21 protein-coding genes and 1 tRNA gene are annotated in these 16636 nt (G+C 64.0%); 9 read left to right on the forward strand and 13 right to left on the reverse strand.

Features of this window, described 5'->3' with window-relative positions; translation table 11 throughout:
- Window positions 1–23: 23 nt before the first annotated feature.
- From H0S73_RS21015 to H0S73_RS21045, 7 genes are all read right to left on the reverse strand, one after another.
- Window positions 24–377 (reverse strand): response regulator, encoded by a 354-nt coding sequence (locus H0S73_RS21015; RefSeq protein ID WP_181053965.1) that lies wholly within the window; start codon window positions 375–377, stop codon window positions 24–26.
- Window positions 378–916: 539 nt separating this feature from the next.
- Window positions 917–2116, reverse strand: a complete 1200-nt coding sequence (gene cml / locus H0S73_RS21020; RefSeq protein ID WP_181053966.1) for a CmlA/FloR family chloramphenicol efflux MFS transporter — start codon at window positions 2114–2116, stop codon at window positions 917–919.
- Between the two features lie 353 nt (window positions 2117–2469).
- Window positions 2470–3180, reverse strand: a complete 711-nt coding sequence (locus H0S73_RS25890; RefSeq protein ID WP_246389133.1) for a hypothetical protein — start codon at window positions 3178–3180, stop codon at window positions 2470–2472.
- Between the two features lie 18 nt (window positions 3181–3198).
- Window positions 3199–3618, reverse strand: coding sequence for a DUF3618 domain-containing protein (locus H0S73_RS21030; protein ID WP_181053967.1), 420 nt, complete (start codon window positions 3616–3618; stop codon window positions 3199–3201).
- Window positions 3618–4010 carry a phage holin family protein gene (locus tag H0S73_RS21035; RefSeq protein ID WP_181053968.1) on the reverse strand — a complete coding sequence of 131 codons (393 nt, stop codon included), beginning with the start codon at window positions 4008–4010 and terminating at the stop codon, window positions 3618–3620. Before H0S73_RS21035 ends, H0S73_RS21030 begins: the two co-directional genes overlap by 1 nt.
- An 11-nt stretch (window positions 4011–4021) precedes the next feature.
- The gene (locus H0S73_RS21040; protein ID WP_246389135.1) at window positions 4022–4543 is read right to left on the reverse strand and encodes a uroporphyrinogen decarboxylase/cobalamine-independent methonine synthase family protein; all 522 of its coding nucleotides are present in this window, start codon (window positions 4541–4543) and stop codon (window positions 4022–4024) included.
- Between the two features lie 109 nt (window positions 4544–4652).
- Window positions 4653–5057 (reverse strand): helix-turn-helix domain-containing protein, encoded by a 405-nt coding sequence (locus H0S73_RS21045; RefSeq protein WP_181053969.1) that lies wholly within the window; start codon window positions 5055–5057, stop codon window positions 4653–4655.
- 85 nt (window positions 5058–5142) lie between these two features.
- Here H0S73_RS21045 and H0S73_RS21050 point away from each other — a divergent pair, with 85 nt between their 5' ends.
- The 3 genes from H0S73_RS21050 to H0S73_RS21060 all read left to right on the forward strand — a co-directional run bounded on the left by H0S73_RS21050 (window position 5143) and on the right by H0S73_RS21060 (window position 6854).
- Window positions 5143–5886: a LuxR family transcriptional regulator gene (locus tag H0S73_RS21050; RefSeq protein WP_181054416.1), complete on the forward strand. Its 744-nt coding sequence runs from the start codon at window positions 5143–5145 to the stop codon at window positions 5884–5886.
- 91 nt (window positions 5887–5977) lie between these two features.
- Window positions 5978–6619: an acyl-homoserine-lactone synthase gene (locus H0S73_RS21055; protein WP_181053970.1), complete on the forward strand. Its 642-nt coding sequence runs from the start codon at window positions 5978–5980 to the stop codon at window positions 6617–6619.
- Window positions 6606–6854 carry a hypothetical protein gene (locus H0S73_RS21060; RefSeq protein ID WP_181053971.1) on the forward strand — a complete coding sequence of 83 codons (249 nt, stop codon included), beginning with the start codon at window positions 6606–6608 and terminating at the stop codon, window positions 6852–6854. Before H0S73_RS21055 ends, H0S73_RS21060 begins: the two co-directional genes overlap by 14 nt.
- Window positions 6855–6933: 79 nt before the next feature.
- On the opposite strand, the gene H0S73_RS21065 is transcribed toward H0S73_RS21060, so the two are convergent.
- On the reverse strand, window positions 6934–7428 hold the full coding sequence (locus tag H0S73_RS21065; RefSeq protein ID WP_181053972.1) for a YciE/YciF ferroxidase family protein: 495 nt from the start codon (window positions 7426–7428) through the stop codon (window positions 6934–6936).
- Window positions 7429–7687: 259 nt separating this feature from the next.
- Between H0S73_RS21065 and H0S73_RS21070 the strand changes: the two genes are divergently transcribed.
- Window positions 7688–7915 carry a YgaP-like transmembrane domain gene (locus tag H0S73_RS21070; protein ID WP_181054417.1) on the forward strand — a complete coding sequence of 76 codons (228 nt, stop codon included), beginning with the start codon at window positions 7688–7690 and terminating at the stop codon, window positions 7913–7915.
- Between the two features lie 104 nt (window positions 7916–8019).
- On the opposite strand, the gene H0S73_RS21075 is transcribed toward H0S73_RS21070, so the two are convergent.
- Window positions 8020–8286 (reverse strand): GlsB/YeaQ/YmgE family stress response membrane protein, encoded by a 267-nt coding sequence (locus H0S73_RS21075; protein WP_181053973.1) that lies wholly within the window; start codon window positions 8284–8286, stop codon window positions 8020–8022.
- Window positions 8287–8432: 146 nt separating this feature from the next.
- Between H0S73_RS21075 and H0S73_RS21080 the strand changes: the two genes are divergently transcribed.
- On the forward strand, window positions 8433–8600 hold the full coding sequence (locus tag H0S73_RS21080; RefSeq protein WP_181053974.1) for a hypothetical protein: 168 nt from the start codon (window positions 8433–8435) through the stop codon (window positions 8598–8600).
- A 291-nt stretch (window positions 8601–8891) separates the two neighbouring features.
- Here H0S73_RS21080 and H0S73_RS21085 read toward each other — a convergent pair.
- The 3 genes from H0S73_RS21085 to H0S73_RS21095 form a co-directional block, all read right to left on the reverse strand.
- A tRNA-Arg gene (locus H0S73_RS21085) sits at window positions 8892–8968 on the reverse strand.
- A 105-nt stretch (window positions 8969–9073) separates the two neighbouring features.
- Complete coding sequence (locus tag H0S73_RS21090) at window positions 9074–10510, reverse strand: sensor histidine kinase (RefSeq protein ID WP_181053975.1); 1437 nt, start codon at window positions 10508–10510, stop codon at window positions 9074–9076.
- Between the two features lie 186 nt (window positions 10511–10696).
- Window positions 10697–11491: a VTT domain-containing protein gene (locus tag H0S73_RS21095; protein ID WP_181053976.1), complete on the reverse strand. Its 795-nt coding sequence runs from the start codon at window positions 11489–11491 to the stop codon at window positions 10697–10699.
- A 268-nt stretch (window positions 11492–11759) separates the two neighbouring features.
- Between H0S73_RS21095 and rpmH the strand changes: the two genes are divergently transcribed.
- Genes rpmH through yidC form a run of 3 tightly spaced genes read left to right on the forward strand, consistent with a single transcriptional unit; the run spans window position 11760 to window position 14199 of the window.
- Window positions 11760–11894, forward strand: a complete 135-nt coding sequence (rpmH, locus tag H0S73_RS21100; protein ID WP_027314822.1) for a 50S ribosomal protein L34 — start codon at window positions 11760–11762, stop codon at window positions 11892–11894.
- Between the two features lie 18 nt (window positions 11895–11912).
- Window positions 11913–12347: a ribonuclease P protein component gene (rnpA, locus tag H0S73_RS21105; protein WP_181053977.1), complete on the forward strand. Its 435-nt coding sequence runs from the start codon at window positions 11913–11915 to the stop codon at window positions 12345–12347.
- Window positions 12340–14199 (forward strand): membrane protein insertase YidC, encoded by a 1860-nt coding sequence (gene yidC / locus H0S73_RS21110; protein WP_181053978.1) that lies wholly within the window; start codon window positions 12340–12342, stop codon window positions 14197–14199. The genes rnpA and yidC overlap by 8 nt, the downstream gene beginning before the upstream one ends.
- 57 nt (window positions 14200–14256) lie before the next feature.
- Here yidC and H0S73_RS21115 read toward each other — a convergent pair whose 3' ends face one another.
- Window positions 14257–14841, reverse strand: coding sequence for an NUDIX domain-containing protein (locus H0S73_RS21115; RefSeq protein ID WP_181053979.1), 585 nt, complete (start codon window positions 14839–14841; stop codon window positions 14257–14259).
- A 195-nt stretch (window positions 14842–15036) separates the two neighbouring features.
- Here H0S73_RS21115 and H0S73_RS21120 point away from each other — a divergent pair, with 195 nt between their 5' ends.
- On the forward strand, window positions 15037–16587 hold the full coding sequence (locus tag H0S73_RS21120) for a CYTH and CHAD domain-containing protein (protein WP_181053980.1): 1551 nt from the start codon (window positions 15037–15039) through the stop codon (window positions 16585–16587).
- The last annotated feature ends 49 nt before the right edge of the window (window positions 16588–16636 follow it).

Consider the following 16636-nt stretch of genomic DNA (forward strand, 5'->3'; position numbering starts at 1 on the left):
CGCGACAGGTTCCCGCAATGCCGTCAGCAAGGCAAGCGGCCAAGGGAGAGATGATCGACGGATTCGAGAAGAGTCCGCTCCTCGAAAGGCTTTGCCACGAACGCCGCCTGCCGGAGAGTTTGCGGCAGATCGGAGGGCTGGGACGCCGACACGAACACGAAGGGAATTCGCCGCTCGGCGAGGGCCTCCGCCACGCCGAAACTCTTGCCTCCGATCACGTCGATGTCGAGCAGCGCGCAATCGAATCCATCATCCAGATGCCGATAGGCTTCATCGAGGGAACTCAAGGAATCAACGATCTCATGCCCGTCCGACTCGAGGATCGCCTGCAGGTCGGTGGCAATCCATGGATCGTCTTCCAGGATCAGAATACGCATACCCAACTCCAACATCCGATCCTTCGACTGGATCGCAAATCTCCCAGGCATCTCGACGATAGGAAATCTTTTTCTTGTGCAGGAGCAACAAGTTCGAAAGCGGCTCGTTCCAGCGCGAGTGACATCCAGCTGATTTTTGGCGTGTTACGGTTAAGAGATGAATAGCAAGCGCATGCAATCCACCATGAAGCCTTGAAACCGAAGGGTTCGATCCTATCTTATTCTCAACCTGGCGGCACACTCGCTTGCCAGAAGCGGTCACGATGCCGAGATGATGACGCCGGATGTACGCGCATCATCTCGCCGTGGCCGTTGTTATTTGCGCAGAGCCTTCTAGTGACCGGCGCATTCGTCCGCTGCAGGGGAGCCCTCCACCGCCCGATAAGGACGCCGGCGTCTGGCAGCAATGACGACCTGATTGGTTATCGAACAGACGCTTTCCACCATGACTCGCCTGGATAAGGCGTCAGGCCGCGTCCCAGGACCCCGATCTCCGTGGAGGCGGTGTAGTCGGGCATGATGCCCGACTACACGTTGGATCACGTCCGCAGACGGTCTCGGTCATGCAGCCATCCCTGCGCAATCAGGACGACGACGGCCATGATCGAGGAGAAGGTCGCAAGCGGCCATGCGGTATCGCCGCGTAGCCAGATCACGGCCAGCGTTCCACCGATGCTGACGATGAGGCTCTGCACGCAGAAATACAGCGCCACCGCCGACCCGGCGATGTCCCCGAACTCCTCCAGGGCTCCGTTCGCCGTCACCGACCCGGTGAAGACGATGCCGATCGCCATGACCCACATAGGGACAATGAACGTCCAAAAGGATGGGTTTCCGAACACCTGTCCGATGCTCAGGAGCCCTGCGCCCAGGAGCAGCATCGCCATGCCGCGCGCAAGACTGCCGGAGGTTCCCCACCGGGCCACGAACCGCTTGGCGAAGCGTGTCGTCATGATCATCACGACCGCAGCCGTCGCGAAGGCGAGGCTGAATTCCAGCTCGGAGTACCCGGCCCTGTCGATGAGGACGCTTGGAGCGGTCGAGAAGAACACGAAGAACGTCCCCATGGCGGCACTGAACCCGAGCGTATAGGTCCAGAACGCAAGGCTGCGGAGGACAGGCAGGAACGAGCGTCGTGACAGGGTGGCTCTTCTCGGCCGGGTCTCATGCCAGCGGAGCTGAGCTTGCAGGGTCGCGAGAACGGCAAGAATACCCAGGACCACGAAGATCGAGCGCCATCCGAAGCTGTCCGCGAGAAGTGCCCCGGCGATGGGCCCTAACGCAGGCACGAAGGCCAACATGGAGCTGAACAGGCTGTAGATCACCACGCTTTCCGGGCGGTCGGCATACACGTCCCGGACTGTCGCGAAGGTGGCCACCATGGCTGCCGAGGCCCCGACCGCTTGCAGGAAGCGGAGGGCGATAAAGGGAACGGCGGTCGAGGATGCCGCCAGGCAGAATGACGCCGCCGCGAACAGGATCGCGCCGCTGACCAGAACGGGCCGCCGTCCGAAGCGGTCGGAGACCGGCCCGAAGATGATCTGGCCGAGCCCGAGCATCACCATATAGATGCTCAAGGTAAGTTGGACGATGGCCGGGCTGGTGCCGAGAATGCCCGGCATGGCCGGAACGATGGGGAGATAGATGTCCATCGCCAGGGAAGCGAGGATGTCGAAGGGGGCCATCAGCAGGAGGGCCGTTGGCAGGGAATAGGCCCACACGGGGGGCTTTGGAGACATAGTGAGGCATCCGCTCAAATGAGGAACATTCGGCGGCGGTCTGCCTGTCAGCATAGGCTGGGATCGGTTCGACAGACGCCGCAACAACAAGAAAAGGGTTGTTGCGGCTTACTTGTCTGCGGACTTTTGGGCTCCCATGCCACGACTCCAGGTTCATACGAGGTTAGAAGAGAACCGGTTGAGTATCATGTTGATCTGGAGCCGACAATCCTCGCAGGATCCTCGCGACGAATTCGTCTAAGCCTGCGGCGAGTTTGCGATGGGAGGAGATTGAGAGTCGCGTTCGCTATCGAATGCTGCAAAAAACGCCGGCTTTCGCCGGCGTTTTTCATCTCGGTTCAGCGGTTCATGCGTTAGTGGCGATTGGCATCGCGCTGGCCGTTGAACTCGCTCTCATGCCGGCTGAAACGCGCTTCGTCGCCGCTGAAGGTATCCTCGACATATTCGCGACCACGGTTGGCGGCGTCGCGGGCATAGCGCAGGCCCTGGCTGCGGACCTCGTCCGCCCATTCGCCGAACATCTCGTTCTCGCGACGGGTGCGCGGCAGCAGGGCGCCCAGGAGAAGGCCCGCGGCCAATCCCACGAGGCCGACGACCATCGGGTTCTCGGACACGTAGCTCTGGACGCCGCCACGGGCATTGCCGAAGGCGCGAGCGGAACGACCGCCCATCTGGTTCATACGGCGGCGCTGCCCCTCATAGGTGTCCGAGGCCCAATGCGAGGCGCGGTCATAGGTGTCGCGCGCCCAATCGGAAGCGCCTTCATAGGCTTGCTCCGCCTTCTGCCGAGCCTGATCGGCAGCCTGCTGGGCCTTGTCGGAGATCGACCCGCCCTGATCCTGCGCATTCTGCTGTGAGGACTGGCCCTTCGGCTGGCCAGATGTCTGCTGGCCGCCGGTCGCGCCGGAGCCTTGAGCATTGGAGCCTTGGGCAGAGCGCTGCTCATGGGCATGCGGCATGGGCGGCTCGCCGATATTGCCCACCGACGTCCCGGCGGAAACATTCCCTGTCGCGCCCGACTGGGCTCCGCTCGGCTTGCCGGTTTCGTTCTTGCTGTTGGCCATGGAAAACTCCTGTTTCATTCATCGAAATCGAGAAGAGGTGCCCGGACGTTCGAACATCGGATCGGACGTGCTCAGCGGCGCGGGCTCCGCGCCGTAAAGGCGAGGATCCTCCGCCTCCATCAGGAGATGCTCTTCCGTGATCAGATCCTCGTCTGCCGCGATCAGACGGGTTCTCCGTGGCGCGGCGGACCGTCCGAGACGATAGGCGAGAAGCCCGACGCCCATGGCGATCAGCATGACCGGCACGGGGTTGCGCCTGACCGTATCCAGAACCTTGTCGTAAAGCGGCCCGTACTGGCCGTTCCGCGCCGTGCCGAGCATGTCATCGACCACACCGGAGACCGTCATCTTGTTCTGGAGACGGTCGATGGTCTGGTCGAGCTGAGCGCGGCTGCGCTCGATATCGCTCTCCAACTCCTGCAGACTCTGCGACGTCATCATGCACCTCTTTCCGACAGGACTTCCGCATCGCGCTTGAGCGAGTGCATCGTCCGCTTCGGCGTGAGCGTGGACGACGACATGGCGCTGCGTCCCCATAACCCGAGGCCGATGGCGATCACGGCCAATACGCCACCGACGATGAGCGCGGCGAGCGCTTCGGAGTTGACGACGGTCGCCAGCCATTTCACCAGGGAGTCGGTCAGCAGCATCACGGCCGCGATGGCGAAGATCGCCGCCACGACCACCATGGCGAGACCCATGAAAAGCGTGCGGATGTTCTGGGATACTTCAGCCTTGAAGAGGGTGAATTCCTTCTGCGCGAGATCGGTCGATTCCCGCAGCGCCTCACCCACGAGACCCTGGATCGTTTGGTTGCCGTTGCCCTGCATGGCGGCCTCCGTCAGGCGCCGGAGCGCGAGCGCTGGGCCTGCCGCGCACGGGACCGCGCATTCTGAGCCTGGCTTGCGCGCACGTCGTCATAGCGAAGATCCTCCGCCGTGCTCTTGATGAAGCGTGCCGCAAGGAAGCCGATGGCGACGGATGCGGCTGCCACGGTTGCCGGGCGGCGGCGGACCACATCCTCGAAGTCGTTGAAGAAATCCGCGAAGGTGCGCTCGCGGATGGACCCAGCAAGCTGCTCCAGACCTTCCGCCGCGGTGTCGACGACGGCGCGGATGTTGGGCCGCTCATCGAAGGAATGGGTGGATTCGCGCAGGGAATTGGCGAAGTCCGCAACGGATTGCGCGATATCGTCCTTGCGGCGATCGACGTAATCCGTCGCCTGTTCCCGCGCGGAATCGATGAAGTAGCGGCTGCGCTCCACGGCGGCGCCTGCGATATCGCCGACATCGCCCTTGAGCGCATCCCAATCCTCGTTGCCGTTGTCCTGCTGCCTGTCGGTGTTCTGCTGTCCCACGCCCATGGTCAACCTCATTCAATCGTGAGTGAGTAACCATTAGAAGCGCGGCGGGTTCCGAAGCTCTCCGATGCCCCTTGCCGGAAGGCGCCCAGCACACGTCGGGTAGGCGGCCCTACTTGGCCGATGCGAGCCAGTCGACGAGATCGGCCACCTTGCGGCGGGCTTCGTCGTCCTTCAGCTTCAGGAAGCCGCGGACGAGGCGGTCGCTGTCCGAGCGCGTCAGGAACTCGGCCATCAGGCTGTCGTCGGAGAACCCGCCGGCCCGCAGGCCGGGAAGCCCTTCGAAGAAGAACTCGAAGCTCACGTCCAGAATGCCCGCGATATGGAGCAGGCGGCTCGCGCCGATGCGGTTCGCGCCCTTCTCGTATTTCTGGACCTGCTGGAACGTGAGCCCCAGGGCATCCGCAAGCTTCTCCTGGCTCATACCGAGCATGATCCGCCGTGCCCTGACACGGCTTCCGATATGCCGATCGACCTCGTTGGGGGACTTCTTCTGCAAGGGGGGCTCCTGCGTCATCCTTTTTGCTCTCTAGGCCATTACTAAAACGTTTGATAGTATTGATACAACAATTAACCTTGGGTTGAATAGCTTTGTTTGGGAGATGCCCTTGAGTGGCTGCGCCTTCGACCATGCGACGGAAGCCTTCGCCTTCATCGACAGCCTCGACAGCCTAACCGGCCCGGACGACGTGGTGGAGGCGGTCGCCCGGACTTTCTCTTTGTTCGGCTTCGAGAATTTCATCATGACCGGACTGCCGAACCCCAAGGAGCGTTTCGAACAGGTCGTCCTGCTCAAGAAGTGGCCCATGGGCTGGTTCGACATCTATGCCAAGCATGATTACGTAAGGTCCGACCCCATCATTCGCCTCTGCAAGAACACCACCCAGCCCTTCGAGTGGTCGGAGGCGCCCTTCGATCGGGCGACGGAGCGGAAGGCCGCCGAGGTCATGGACCGGGCCACGGACTTCCGGATGCGGGACGGCTTCTGCCTGCCCATTCATGGGATCAACGGCTACGAGGCCTGCTTCTCCATGAGCGGTGTGGACCTGGACCTCTCCCCGCGGACGAAACCCGCGCTCCACCTGATGGCCATGTACGCCTTCGAGCGCGCCCGTCGGCTGCTCGAGCCCCAGCCGCCAGTCGTCCCGAGCCTGCTCACGCCTCGCGAACGCGAAGCCCTGATCTGGGCCGCCGCAGGGAAATCGGCGGCTGATACGGGCGAAATCCTCGGGATCACGGAGCGCACGGTCACGGCCCACATCGTCAGTGCATGCCAGAAGCTCGAGGCGGTCAACAAGACCCAGGCCGTGGCGCGGGCTCTGCAATACAAGCTGATCCGGCTGTGACGTCTCACCTGTAATTTCCTACAATATCTTTCTTCCGTCGGACGCGGGAAGACTTCTCCACCAAGCAAGAATGGAGGGGGAGCTGCATCCGATGACGAAAATCCATGTGATCCGCAGAGATAACCAGCATTTATACGAAGCTTCGCTAGAGGAATACTTTCGTCTCCGGCACGAGGTCTTCGTGAGGGAGCGTGGATGGCGCAACCTGCATCGCCTCGACGGACGGGAGATCGATGCCTACGACAACGACAACGCGGTTTATCTCCTCGCCATCGACCAGGACCGGGTCGTGGGAGGCCAGCGGCTCTATCCGACGGTTCTGCCCCACATGCTGAGCGAGGTCTTCGGCCACATGGCGCAGCGGGGCATCCCCCGGGCCGACCGCATCTTCGAGTGGACGCGGTACTTCGTCGTCAAGGAAAGGCGCATGGGGCGGACGGATTGCCGCCTTCTCGCGGCCGTGCAGGAGTTCTGCCTCGAGGAAGGCATCACGGAGCTCACGGCGGTGGTCGAGATGTGGTGGCTGCCGCGCTGGCAGCAGGCCGGCTTCAAGGTGAAGCCCCTGGGCCTGCCGACCGTGATCGAAGGCCAGCCCTGCATCGCGGCGGCGATCACGGTTTCACGGGAGAGCCTGGAGCAGGTTCGCCGCCTTGCCGGACTGCGCGGATCCATGCTCCTCCGCAATGCCCAGATGTCTCCTGTCCTTGATCGGGTGCCCCATGTCGCTGCCTGAAGAACTCACCCCCGTGTCTCTTGTCAGCCAGGAAGAGCTGATGGAGCATGCGATTCAAAACATGGCGCAGTGCCTCGCTCATTTTCCACCGATCGCGCGCCTGAGGCTCTTGGCCTTTATGCATCTGGTGGAATATCCCGACACGACGAGAGCCTCGCTCGAGGTCACGCCGTCGGGATCTATGCGCCTGACCCTGGACACGAAGGTCGCGCCGGATTCGGCACATCGGCATTGATTGCGCTTTTCCCGAGCGCCTCAAAAAACAGGAAGGCCGCGCGCCCCGCGGCGCGCGGCCTGTCGTTCGAAGGAGCGGGTTAGGCGGCTTTGGTGTTCACGCGCGCCTCGGCAAGCTGGGTCAGCAGCTTGTCGGTCTTCTTCTCCTCCTCGAGGTTCTGGTCGAGAAGCTTCACGGCGTCGTTCAGGCCCAGCTCGCCCGCCCAGGTCTTCAGGGAGCCGTAGCGGGTGATCTCGTAGTGCTCGACGGCCTGCGCGGCGGCGAGGATGCCCGCATCGAGAGCCTCGCTGTCGGCGAAGTCCTCCATGACTTCCTTGCCTTCCTCGATGATGCCGTTGATGGCTTCGCACTGTACGCCGCGAGCCGGCTTGCCGAGCATCTCGAACACCTTCTCGAGCCGTTCGATCTGGCCTTCCGTTTCTTCGCGATGGGTCTCGAAGGCCTGTTTCAGCTCCTCGGAATCCGCATTCTTGGCCATCCGAGGCAGGGCCTTCAGGATCTGCTTCTCGGCGTAGTAGACGTCCTTCAGCGTGTGAAGGAACAGGTCGTTCAGGGTCTTTTCCTTGGCTGCCATCGTAACAACTCCTTCGTTGAGCGTGGACTCAACGAGGGTCAAGCTTCGGGGTTCCTCCGGTTTTTCGGCGTCATGGCTCGAGAGGAACAACACGGCTTCGCGTCGCGTTCGGCCTTCGGGCACCGGACCGAAAAGTGGACACCGCTTTTGGGACCGATCCGATGCTCTACCCCATAAGCGGCGCATCGCCGAGGCGGAAAACCAAGGCCCCTTTTCCGCACGATGCGCTGGTCGAACAAGGAGAACCGATGTGACGAACATGATGGACGCAGAGCCCAACCTCAGCACGGTCGAGCGCGGGGCCTATATGCTGGCCGGCCTTGGCCTTGCGGCGGCGGCGGCCAAGCCGCGCCCCAATCCCCTCTTGAACATCCTCGCGCTTGCCGGTGGCTCTTATCTCGCCTGGCGCGGTTATGTGGGCAATTGCCCCGTCAAGGCGGCTCTCATGGGCTCTCACGACCAGGACCGCATCGCCCATCACGGCTAAGGCATCGAACCCGAAGGCGGCGTCCGCCTTCAGGTTCCATCCCATGCAAGAAGGGCCACAGTCTCGCTGTGGCCCTTGGCGTTTCGGCTCGGTCCTGGAACCGATCAGTACGACGACGTCGAGCGGCGTCCGACGATCAGGCCATAGATGAAGAGCACGACGATGGCGCCGACGATGGCACCGATGAAGCCCGCTCCTTCGTCGGCCCGGTACCAGCCCAGAGCCTGACCGAGATAGGTGGCGACCACGGCACCCACGATGCCCAAGATGGTCGTCATGATGAAGCCGGAGGGCTCATTCCGTCCGGGCATGATCCATTTAGCGATCACACCTGCCACGAAGCCGATGATGATGGTCCAGAGAATGCTCATGTTGCGGTCCTTGGTCTGCGTTGCCTCCACAAGGAACGCGCATCCTCGGCTAAGGTTGCGGCGGAACCGTTCCCCGAACCTCCATTTCATCATCTCGCCGCACTTGCGACGGACGCTTGTGCTTCGTTCACAGGGAGAAGCATGCCATGAACCCCGCCGGAGACCATTGGAGCTATGAGGCCGTCCAGGCTCTTCTGTCCCTTGCACGGGAGGGAGCCCCGGTCTCGGTGATCAGCCTGAAGCTGAAACGGCCGGTCACGGAGGTTCGAGCCAAGCTCACGGACCTCGGCATCACTCCGGCGGCCGAGGTCTAGAACCCTCAAGACCTGGATATCGGCGCAGGGGATGCCGCGCTCAACAGATTCCGGGTCCAAGCCGAGGATCCTGCAAAGCAGAGCGCCATCGGTGTCATTCCCGGCCGAAACGTCAGCGGTAGGGAGGGAAATCCATAGCTACGCGCGTGGGAGTGGATGCCCTTCCCGCACTTCGTGCGCCGGGGATGACACCCGACGCCATGGCGGCCATGACGTGCGAAACGACTAGGGAGTCCGGACGCTCAGCAATGAGCCTCGAACTCTCGTCTTCATCGATTGTCGAAAGGAAAATGGCGCGCCCGAAAGGATTCGAACCTCTGACCCCCAGATTCGTAGTCTGGTGCTCTATCCAGCTGAGCTACGGGCGCTTTGTCGGCCGGTCGTTGCGGGGAGCAACGTTCGCCGAGGCCGCTGACATAGAGGCATCTGATCCGCTTGGCAAGCCTCTTCGTGCAGAAGATATGCGGAAAGCGTCAGTTTGATCCCGGGACGGAGGGGCGGTCCGGAATCGCGATCTTGAAGCAGGTCGTGCCGTGGCTCTCGTCGAGGGCGATCGTCCCGCCATGCAGCTGGACGAGCTCCGCGGCGATCGGAAGCCCCAGCCCCGTCCCGCCCTTCTGGGCCGAGCCCTGGAAGGGCGTGAAGAGCGTCGGCTTCGCCCGCTCGGGAATCCCGGGGCCGTTGTCCTTGATCAGGATGCATACCGTTCCGCCCTCCCGGGAAGCCGTCACGTCGATGCGGGGCCGCCCCCCGGGCGATCCGGTCTGGCTCAGGGCCTGGACGGCGTTGCGGACCACGTTGACCAAAACCCGGGAGAGCTGGTCCGGATCCGCATCGACCATCAGGTCCTCCGGCACCTGGGCGTCGAAGGCGATGCCGACCTCCGGCGCCAGGTCCGTGAGGTTCGACAGTTCCTCGATCAGGGGCGCCAGCGGAATCAGCCTCCGCTGCGGCAGGGGCTCCGTGGCCCGGCCATAGGCCAGGGTGGTCTCGCAGAAGGCGATGGCCCGGTCGAGGGTGTTGACGAGCCTGGGGGCGATGCGCTGGACGCTCTCGTCGCTGACGTTGTCCAGGCGATCCGTGAGGAGCTGGGCCGTGGTGAGCATGTTGCGCAGCTCGTGATTGATCTTGCTGACCGCCAGCCCCAGCTGCGCCAGGCGGCGCTTCTGACGCAGCTCGTCGGCGAGCGTCGTCTCCATGCGGGCGAGCGCCTGTTCGGCGAGACCGATCTCGTCGACGCGGTCGGTCGGCTGAATGACCCGCGACGCATCCTCCGGATTGCTGGAGAACTCCGCGATGTTGCCGGTGAGACGCCGCACGGGGCGCACGATCACCCATTGCAGGGTGAGATAGACAAGAAACGCCGTGATGCCGGAAATGAACAGGGACAGGAACAGGATGTTGCGCGAGAATCGAATCATGGCCTGGCGGAGAGGCGCCTGATCGAGGATCATCTCGACGAACTCCACCCCCATGCCGGCCCCGATGACGCGAATCGGCTTGTGCGCGGGGGTGAACAGAACGGAGAAGGCGTCCTGCACCAGGGTCGGCCAATGGGCGTCGCGCAGATCGACCGTCTTGCTCACCTCATCCGGCATCTCGCCCGAAGCCAGCAGGCTCCTGCGCCCGCCACCTTTGAGGGCGATGGCCTTGGCGCCGACCCCGTGCAGGAGGCGCAGCTCCAGCTCCTCCGTCAGGCTATCCTCGGGCGCCGCATCGAGGACCATGGCGGCGATCTGCGCCGCCGCCAGACGGTCGTTCAACCATGTCAGCCGGAAATTGGCCACGGAGGGCACATAGATGAGCACCTCCGCGATCATGACGAAGAGCACGGTCAGCAGGAGCAGGCGCGCGGAAAGCCCGAACTGGCTCAGGATGCGTCCTGTGAGAGTGGTCGGCTCGCGGCTCATTCCCGTTTCATTCCAGGCGGCAGCCCTGAAGGCCGGCCGCCGCACTCATGGATTGTGGGCCGATGATTCGAGAAACACCACCGCCGTACCCACCATGGGCTGGGATAAAGGGAGATCAGAATGGAGCAAGCCCGAAAGCGAGGTCCACGCCAGGATTCGATACCCTCATCCCCGCCCGCTTGACCATCAGCCCTCGTCGGCGACGCGCCTGCGCCAATGCTTCAGCGCAACCGGAACCAGTGCCAGACCTCCCAGGATAGCGAGAGCGATCAGAAACTCCGGCGTCAACAGGCTTCGGACGTCGAAATCGACCGCGCAATCGCTTCGCCCGGCCGCCCGGCAATCGGCCAGGAGCGTCTCGTGCCGGGACAGCGCCTCGTCGAGGCCCGAGCCGGCGAAGGCGAAGGCGAAGGACACCGGCAGGATGCCCAGTTGGGTCGCCAGCACGAAGGTCCTGGCGGGCATGCCGAAGAAGGCCGCGGCGAGATTCGTCAGCCAGAAGGGCACCGCGGGAATCAGGCGCAGGAAAAGGAGATAGAAGAAGGCCTGCCTCCGAAATCCCGCCGCGAGGGCCTGGATCCGAACGCCCGCGCTTTGGAGGAGTGGTCCCGCCAGGGATGTGCGGGCCATCAGGAACAGGCCGGTTGCCCCCAGGGTGGCCGCCACGGAAGCCGTCAGCCCTCCGAGAACCCAGCCGAACAGATAGCCCCCGATGGTCGTCAGGAGAGCGGAAACCGGCAGGGACAGGGTGACCGCCGCCACGTAGATCGCGCCGAACAGGCCGAGCATGGCCAGCCGATGGGCGGCGACATGGTCCTGCAGCCATGCCTGGTAGCGGATGAAGGTCTCGAAGCTCAAGGAGCGGTGCAGGCCCGATGCGAAGCAAGCTCCCAGGACCAGGACGACGAGGCCAAGGGGCAGGATGCGCAGGAGACGGGCCGTTCCTTTTGAACTATGAGGGTTCCGTTGCGGATCGACCACGACTTCTCCTTGTTTTCAGGCCCTATGTAGGGCCTGCTGGCGGCGGGCCCACGAACCTGCCTCCCGAAGCGAAGCCGCCGGGCCGATTGCCGCATAAAGGCCAGAGCGGCGTTGACTTTGCCCCTCCGTTCCTTCATAAGCCCGCAAGCTGACAGCGCTCTTCTGGGGCGCTGATCGTTTTTTCGAGACAGTTTCGGGGGCAACCCCATTTTAACCAGACGGGCGCGAGCCATCGAGCACCGCTGCCCCATTCGACCGGAGATGTGCCGTGAAGAGGACGTATCAACCGAGCAAGCTGGTTCGCAAGCGCCGCCACGGCTTCCGTGCGCGCATGGCGACCAAGGGTGGCCGCAAGGTCATTGCCGCTCGCCGCGCCCATGGCCGCAAGCGCCTTTCGGCGTAAGCAGCTTAGGATCGCCCGATGCGCGAGCCTCGCGCAGAGCTAAGCCTCGGGCGTCTGACGAAAAGACCTGACTTCGTCGCGGCGGCCTCTGGCCGCCGCTTTCATACCGAGCGGATGTCGGTTCAGGCTCGGCTGCGCGAGGGCTCGGGCCTCGGCCTGCGCTTCGGCCTCACGGTCACGAAGCGCGTCGGCCACGCCACCGAGCGCAACCGGATCAAGCGCCGGCTCCGGGCCGCCCTTCCCGCGGCGGGCCGGGATTACGCGAATATCGATGCGGACGTCGTCATCATCGGACGACGCGATATCCTCTCCGCCGATTTCGATCTGCTCATCGACGATCTCAGACGCGCGCTGCGGACGGTCACCAAGCCGAAAAGCGCGCCGTCGGCAGAGCGTCGGCCCCCTTCCTCACCTCCCCCCAACGGCGAGCGTCGCGGACATTCCCATGCGTGAAGACAACAAAAACCTCATCGTCGCCATCGCGCTATCGCTGGCGATCTTGCTAGGCTGGCAATACTTCTATGCGGCTCCCCAGGCCGAGAAGCAGCGGCTGGCCGCCCAGCAGGCGCAATCCACGCAGGTGAATCCCACGGCGCCGAATCCTCCGGCGAGCCCGAGCCAGGCCGGCGGCGCCTCCCCGACGGTGCCGGGAACCGTCCCCGGCGCCCCTTCGGTCCCAACCGTTCAGTCCCGTGAGGCGGCGCTCGCCGCCTCGCCGCGCATCGCCATCGACACGCCTGCGATCTCCGGCTCGATCAACCTGCGCGGCGGCCGCGTCGACGACGTGTCCCTCAAGCATTACCGTGAAACGGTGGACCCCAAGAGCCCGATCATCGTGCTCCTGTCGCCCACCGGCACCCAGAACCCGTATTACGCTGAGTTCGGCTGGGTCGGCGCCGACGCCGGCAGCCTGCCGAACCAGAACACGGTCTGGACGGCGGACAAGACCTCTCTGACCCCCGGCAGCCCCGTGACCCTGACCTGGCAGAACGACCAGGGCCTGGTCTTCCGCCGCACGATCTCGGTGGACGACAAGTACATGTTCACGGTCAAGGACGCGGTCGAGAACCGGGGTTCGGCTCCCGTGACGCTGCAATCCTACAGCCTCGTCTCCCGCCACGGAAAGCCGGTCACGCTGGGTTACTACGTCCTGCACGAAGGCATGATCGGCGTGCTCGGCGACAACGGACTCCAGGAGGTCACCTACGCGAACCTGGACAAGAAGGAGCCGATCTCGGGCGGCAGCACGGTCGGCCAGATCTGGAACTCGGTCACCGGCGGCTTCCTCGGCATCACGGACAAGTACTGGGCGGCGGCCGTCATTCCCGACCAGACGCAGCCTTTCCAGGGCTCCTTCACGTCGCAGCAGGGCCAGACGGCGGATCGCACGTACCAGGCCACCGTGGCCGGCGCGTCGCAGACGCTCCAGCCCGGCGCCACCACCGAAGTGACCCAGCGCCTGTTCGCCGGCGCCAAGGAGGTCGCGACCGTCGACGCCTATCACAGCGCCCTGAACATCAAGAACTTCGATCTCCTGATCGACTGGGGCTGGTTCTACTTCATCACCAAGCCGCTCTTTAAGGTCCTGGACTTCTTCTTCCGCCTGTTCGGCAACTTCGGCATCGCGATCCTTCTCGTCACCGTGATCCTGAAGGGGCTGTTCTTCCCGCTCGCCAGCAAGTCCTATCGCTCCATGGCGAAGATGAAGGCAGTGCAGCCGGAGATGGCCTCGATCCGCGAGCGCTACGGCGACGACAAGATGAAGCAGCAGCAGGCGCTGATGGAGCTCTACCGCAAGGAGAAGATCAACCCGGTCGCCGGCTGCTGGCCGGTCCTGATCCAGATCCCGGTGTTCTTCGCGCTCTACAAGGTGCTCTTCGTCACCATCGAAATGCGCCATGCGCCGTTCTTCGGCTGGATCCGCGACCTCGCGGCTCCCGACCCGACCTCGATCTTCAACCTGTTCGGCCTCCTGCCCTACAATCCGGGCGCCGTGCCGGTGATCGGCCACTTCCTGATGCTCGGCGTCTGGCCGATCATCATGGGCTTCACCATGTGGCTGCAGATGAAGATGAACCCGGAGCCGCCGGACCCGGTGCAGAAGCAGGTCTTCTCCTGGATGCCGGTGATCTTCACCTTCATGCTCGGCTCGTTCCCGGCTGGTCTCGTGATCTACTGGGCCTGGAACAACCTTCTCTCGGTGAGCCAGCAGGCCTTCATCATGAAGCGCAACGGCGTGAAGATCGAGCTGTGGGACAACCTGCGCAAGACCTTCAGCCGCAAGGCCAGCCCAGCCAAGGGCTGAGCGGTCGCCAGGCGAAACGAACCAGAAACCCCGGGTCGCACCCGGGGTTTTTCTTTGCTAGCCTCCTGCAAGGCCTTTGAGCTTCAGGTGCTGCAGCAGCATGATGGTCTTGCCGTCAATAATCCGGCCCTGGCCCACCATGGCGAGGGCTTCGTCGAGGGCCATTTCCAGCACCTCGATGTCCTCCCCCTCATGCCTGTCGCCTCCCCCCTGGCCGATCCGGTCGTCCGGGGAATAGCGGGCCATGAAGAACATCAGCCTCTCCGTCACGCTGCCTGGGCTCATGAAGGCATGGAAAACGGGCTCGGTCTCGCGGAGCCGGTAGCCGAGCTCCTCCTCCGCCTCGCGGCGGATGCAGGTCTCCGGGTCGTCCTTGTCGAGCAGTCCGGCGCAGGCCTCGATCAGGGGCTCGGTATGGCCGCTCACATAGGCCGGCAGCCGGAACTGCCGGACGAGGAGCACCGTGCCGCGATCCGGATCGTAGGGCAGGATCACGGCGCCGTGGCCGCGATCATAGGTCTGCCGGACCTGCCGCTCCAGGCTGCCGTCCCGGCGGCGGTAGTCGAAGGTGAATTTCTTGAGGATGGCCCAATCCTCGGAGAGGATTTCGACCGAGCGGATGAGAATGGGGGCGTCCGTCATATGCGCATTCCCGTCATGTCCAAGACGGCACAGCATGGCGGCGGCCTGTCCGAATGCACTCCTCCGGTTTTGGAGAACAGTGGTAGATTTCTGGTAGCTTCTGTCTGAAAGGATCTGCCAGAGATCTTCCACATGGCATTCGCCGTGAATCGCTCTACATGACCGCTGGAGCAGGAACCGGAGTCGAGGCTGGCCATGAATGCCGGATGGCAGGACAAGCACGGACCCGAAAGGGCGAGCGAGATCGAGCTGAAACTGGAACTCGCCGCGGATGCCGCAGGCAAGCTCCTCCGCCACCCGCTGATGTCGCAGGCCCGGGCACTTCCCGACCAGGGCGGAGCCCTCCACGCGGTCTATTACGATTCGACGGATTGCGCCCTGCACAAGGCGGGACTGACCCTCCGTGTCCGACAGCGGAACGGTCGCAGCACGCAGACCATCAAGGCCGAGCGCAAGACACGGGGCCTCGCCCTCGATCGCGGAGAATGGGAGATCCCGGTCGAGGACGGGCCCGATCTCGCGGCGGCGGCCGGTACGCCCCTGGCCCCGCTCGTCGCCAGGGAAGCCGTCCGCCACGACCTCAAGCCGGTTTTCACGGTCGACACGGACCGCCGGGCCTTCGAGATCGAGCGCGACGGAGCCACGATCGAACTCGCCCTGGACGAGGCCCGGGCATCGACCGGGGCAGGCGCCGAGCATTTCTGCGAGGTCGAGCTCGAATTGAAGAAGGGCAACCCGTCCGCCCTGTTCGCTCTCGCCGAGGATCTCGCGGGCAGCATTCCATTCCGCCTCTCTCCCGTGACGAAATCGGAACGCGGCTACCGGCTCCTCGGCCAGGCCGACGTCACGCCGGTCAAGGCCGGCCGGATCGTCCTTCCGACCCAGGCCTCGTGCGCGGAGGCGTTCCAGGTGATCGCGCGCGCCTGCCTGTCCCAGATCATCCGGAACGAGGCGCTGCTGCGTCGAAGCGACGATCCCGAACTGGTGCACCAGATGCGGGTCGGGTTCCGGCGGCTCAACGCGGCGGTCTCGCTGTTCGAGCCGATGCTGCGGGACCGGGACAGCAAGGCCGTCAGGGCCGAGATCCGATGGGCCGGCAAGAAGCTCGGCCTGGTGCGCGACCTCGACGTCCTGATCGCGCGGCTGCGGAAGGCCGACGATCCCGACAAGGGCCCGCAGGTGCTGGAGGAAGCCGAACGGCTGCGGGCGGAGGCCTTCGAGAAGGTCCTGAAGATCCTGTCCAAGCCCCGCTTCATGCGGGCGGTCCTGAAGGCCGCGACCTGGGTCGAATCCGGTCGCTGGCTCGCGCGGCGCAAGCCGTCCATCGTGGCCGCGCGGGATCTTCCCGCTCGGGCGCTGGCGGCCGAGGAATTCTCGCGCCGGTGGCAGCGAATCCGGCAGGGCGCGCGGCGGATGGACGACCTGGACGGGGAAGACCGACACAAGCTTCGCATCCGCATCAAGAAACTGCGCTACGGCGTGGAGTTCTTCGCCACCCTGTTTCCGGGCATCCCGGCGCGGAAGAGCCGCAAGGCGATGCTGGACCTTCTCGAGGGCCTGCAGGACATGCTGGGCAAGCTGAACGACATCGAGGTGGGCAAGACCCTGCTCGATCCACCGTTCCGGAAATGGGTCCGAAAGGCCGCCGGCGACACGAAACGGCGCGAACGCAAGCTCCTGTCCCAGGCCGGGAAGGCCTCCCGGAAGCTCGCAAAGGCGGAACCGTTCTGGGCCTCGACACCCTAACGATTGGAAAAGCTTGAGCGAGATGCCTTGAACTCCGGCCCCCAAGCGC

The organism is Microvirga mediterraneensis (genome assembly GCF_013520865.1).
Taxonomy (GTDB): domain Bacteria; phylum Pseudomonadota; class Alphaproteobacteria; order Rhizobiales; family Beijerinckiaceae; genus Microvirga; species Microvirga mediterraneensis.

Bases quoted from the DNA above. Each gene is read 5' to 3' on its own strand.
- H0S73_RS21015 (WP_181053965.1), bottom strand. From the start codon at position 377: ATGCGTATTCTGATCCTGGAAGACGATCCATGGATTGCCACCGACCTG.
- cml (WP_181053966.1), bottom strand. From the start codon at position 2,116: ATGTCTCCAAAGCCCCCCGTGTGGGCCTATTCCCTGCCAACGGCCCTC.
- H0S73_RS25890 (WP_246389133.1), bottom strand. From the start codon at position 3,180: ATGGCCAACAGCAAGAACGAAACCGGCAAGCCGAGCGGAGCCCAGTCG.
- H0S73_RS21030 (WP_181053967.1), bottom strand. From the start codon at position 3,618: ATGACGTCGCAGAGTCTGCAGGAGTTGGAGAGCGATATCGAGCGCAGC.
- H0S73_RS21035 (WP_181053968.1), bottom strand. From the start codon at position 4,010: ATGCAGGGCAACGGCAACCAAACGATCCAGGGTCTCGTGGGTGAGGCG.
- H0S73_RS21040 (WP_246389135.1), bottom strand. From the start codon at position 4,543: ATGGGCGTGGGACAGCAGAACACCGACAGGCAGCAGGACAACGGCAAC.
- H0S73_RS21045 (WP_181053969.1), bottom strand. From the start codon at position 5,057: ATGACGCAGGAGCCCCCCTTGCAGAAGAAGTCCCCCAACGAGGTCGAT.
- H0S73_RS21050 (WP_181054416.1), top strand. From the start codon at position 5,143: ATGCCCTTGAGTGGCTGCGCCTTCGACCATGCGACGGAAGCCTTCGCC.
- H0S73_RS21055 (WP_181053970.1), top strand. From the start codon at position 5,978: ATGACGAAAATCCATGTGATCCGCAGAGATAACCAGCATTTATACGAA.
- H0S73_RS21060 (WP_181053971.1), top strand. From the start codon at position 6,606: ATGTCGCTGCCTGAAGAACTCACCCCCGTGTCTCTTGTCAGCCAGGAA.
- H0S73_RS21065 (WP_181053972.1), bottom strand. From the start codon at position 7,428: ATGGCAGCCAAGGAAAAGACCCTGAACGACCTGTTCCTTCACACGCTG.
- H0S73_RS21070 (WP_181054417.1), top strand. From the start codon at position 7,688: ATGATGGACGCAGAGCCCAACCTCAGCACGGTCGAGCGCGGGGCCTAT.
- H0S73_RS21075 (WP_181053973.1), bottom strand. From the start codon at position 8,286: ATGAGCATTCTCTGGACCATCATCATCGGCTTCGTGGCAGGTGTGATC.
- H0S73_RS21080 (WP_181053974.1), top strand. From the start codon at position 8,433: ATGAACCCCGCCGGAGACCATTGGAGCTATGAGGCCGTCCAGGCTCTT.
- H0S73_RS21090 (WP_181053975.1), bottom strand. From the start codon at position 10,510: ATGAGCCGCGAGCCGACCACTCTCACAGGACGCATCCTGAGCCAGTTC.
- rnpA (WP_181053977.1), top strand. From the start codon at position 11,913: ATGCGCGAGCCTCGCGCAGAGCTAAGCCTCGGGCGTCTGACGAAAAGA.
- yidC (WP_181053978.1), top strand. From the start codon at position 12,340: ATGCGTGAAGACAACAAAAACCTCATCGTCGCCATCGCGCTATCGCTG.
- H0S73_RS21115 (WP_181053979.1), bottom strand. From the start codon at position 14,841: ATGACGGACGCCCCCATTCTCATCCGCTCGGTCGAAATCCTCTCCGAG.
- H0S73_RS21120 (WP_181053980.1), top strand. From the start codon at position 15,037: ATGAATGCCGGATGGCAGGACAAGCACGGACCCGAAAGGGCGAGCGAG.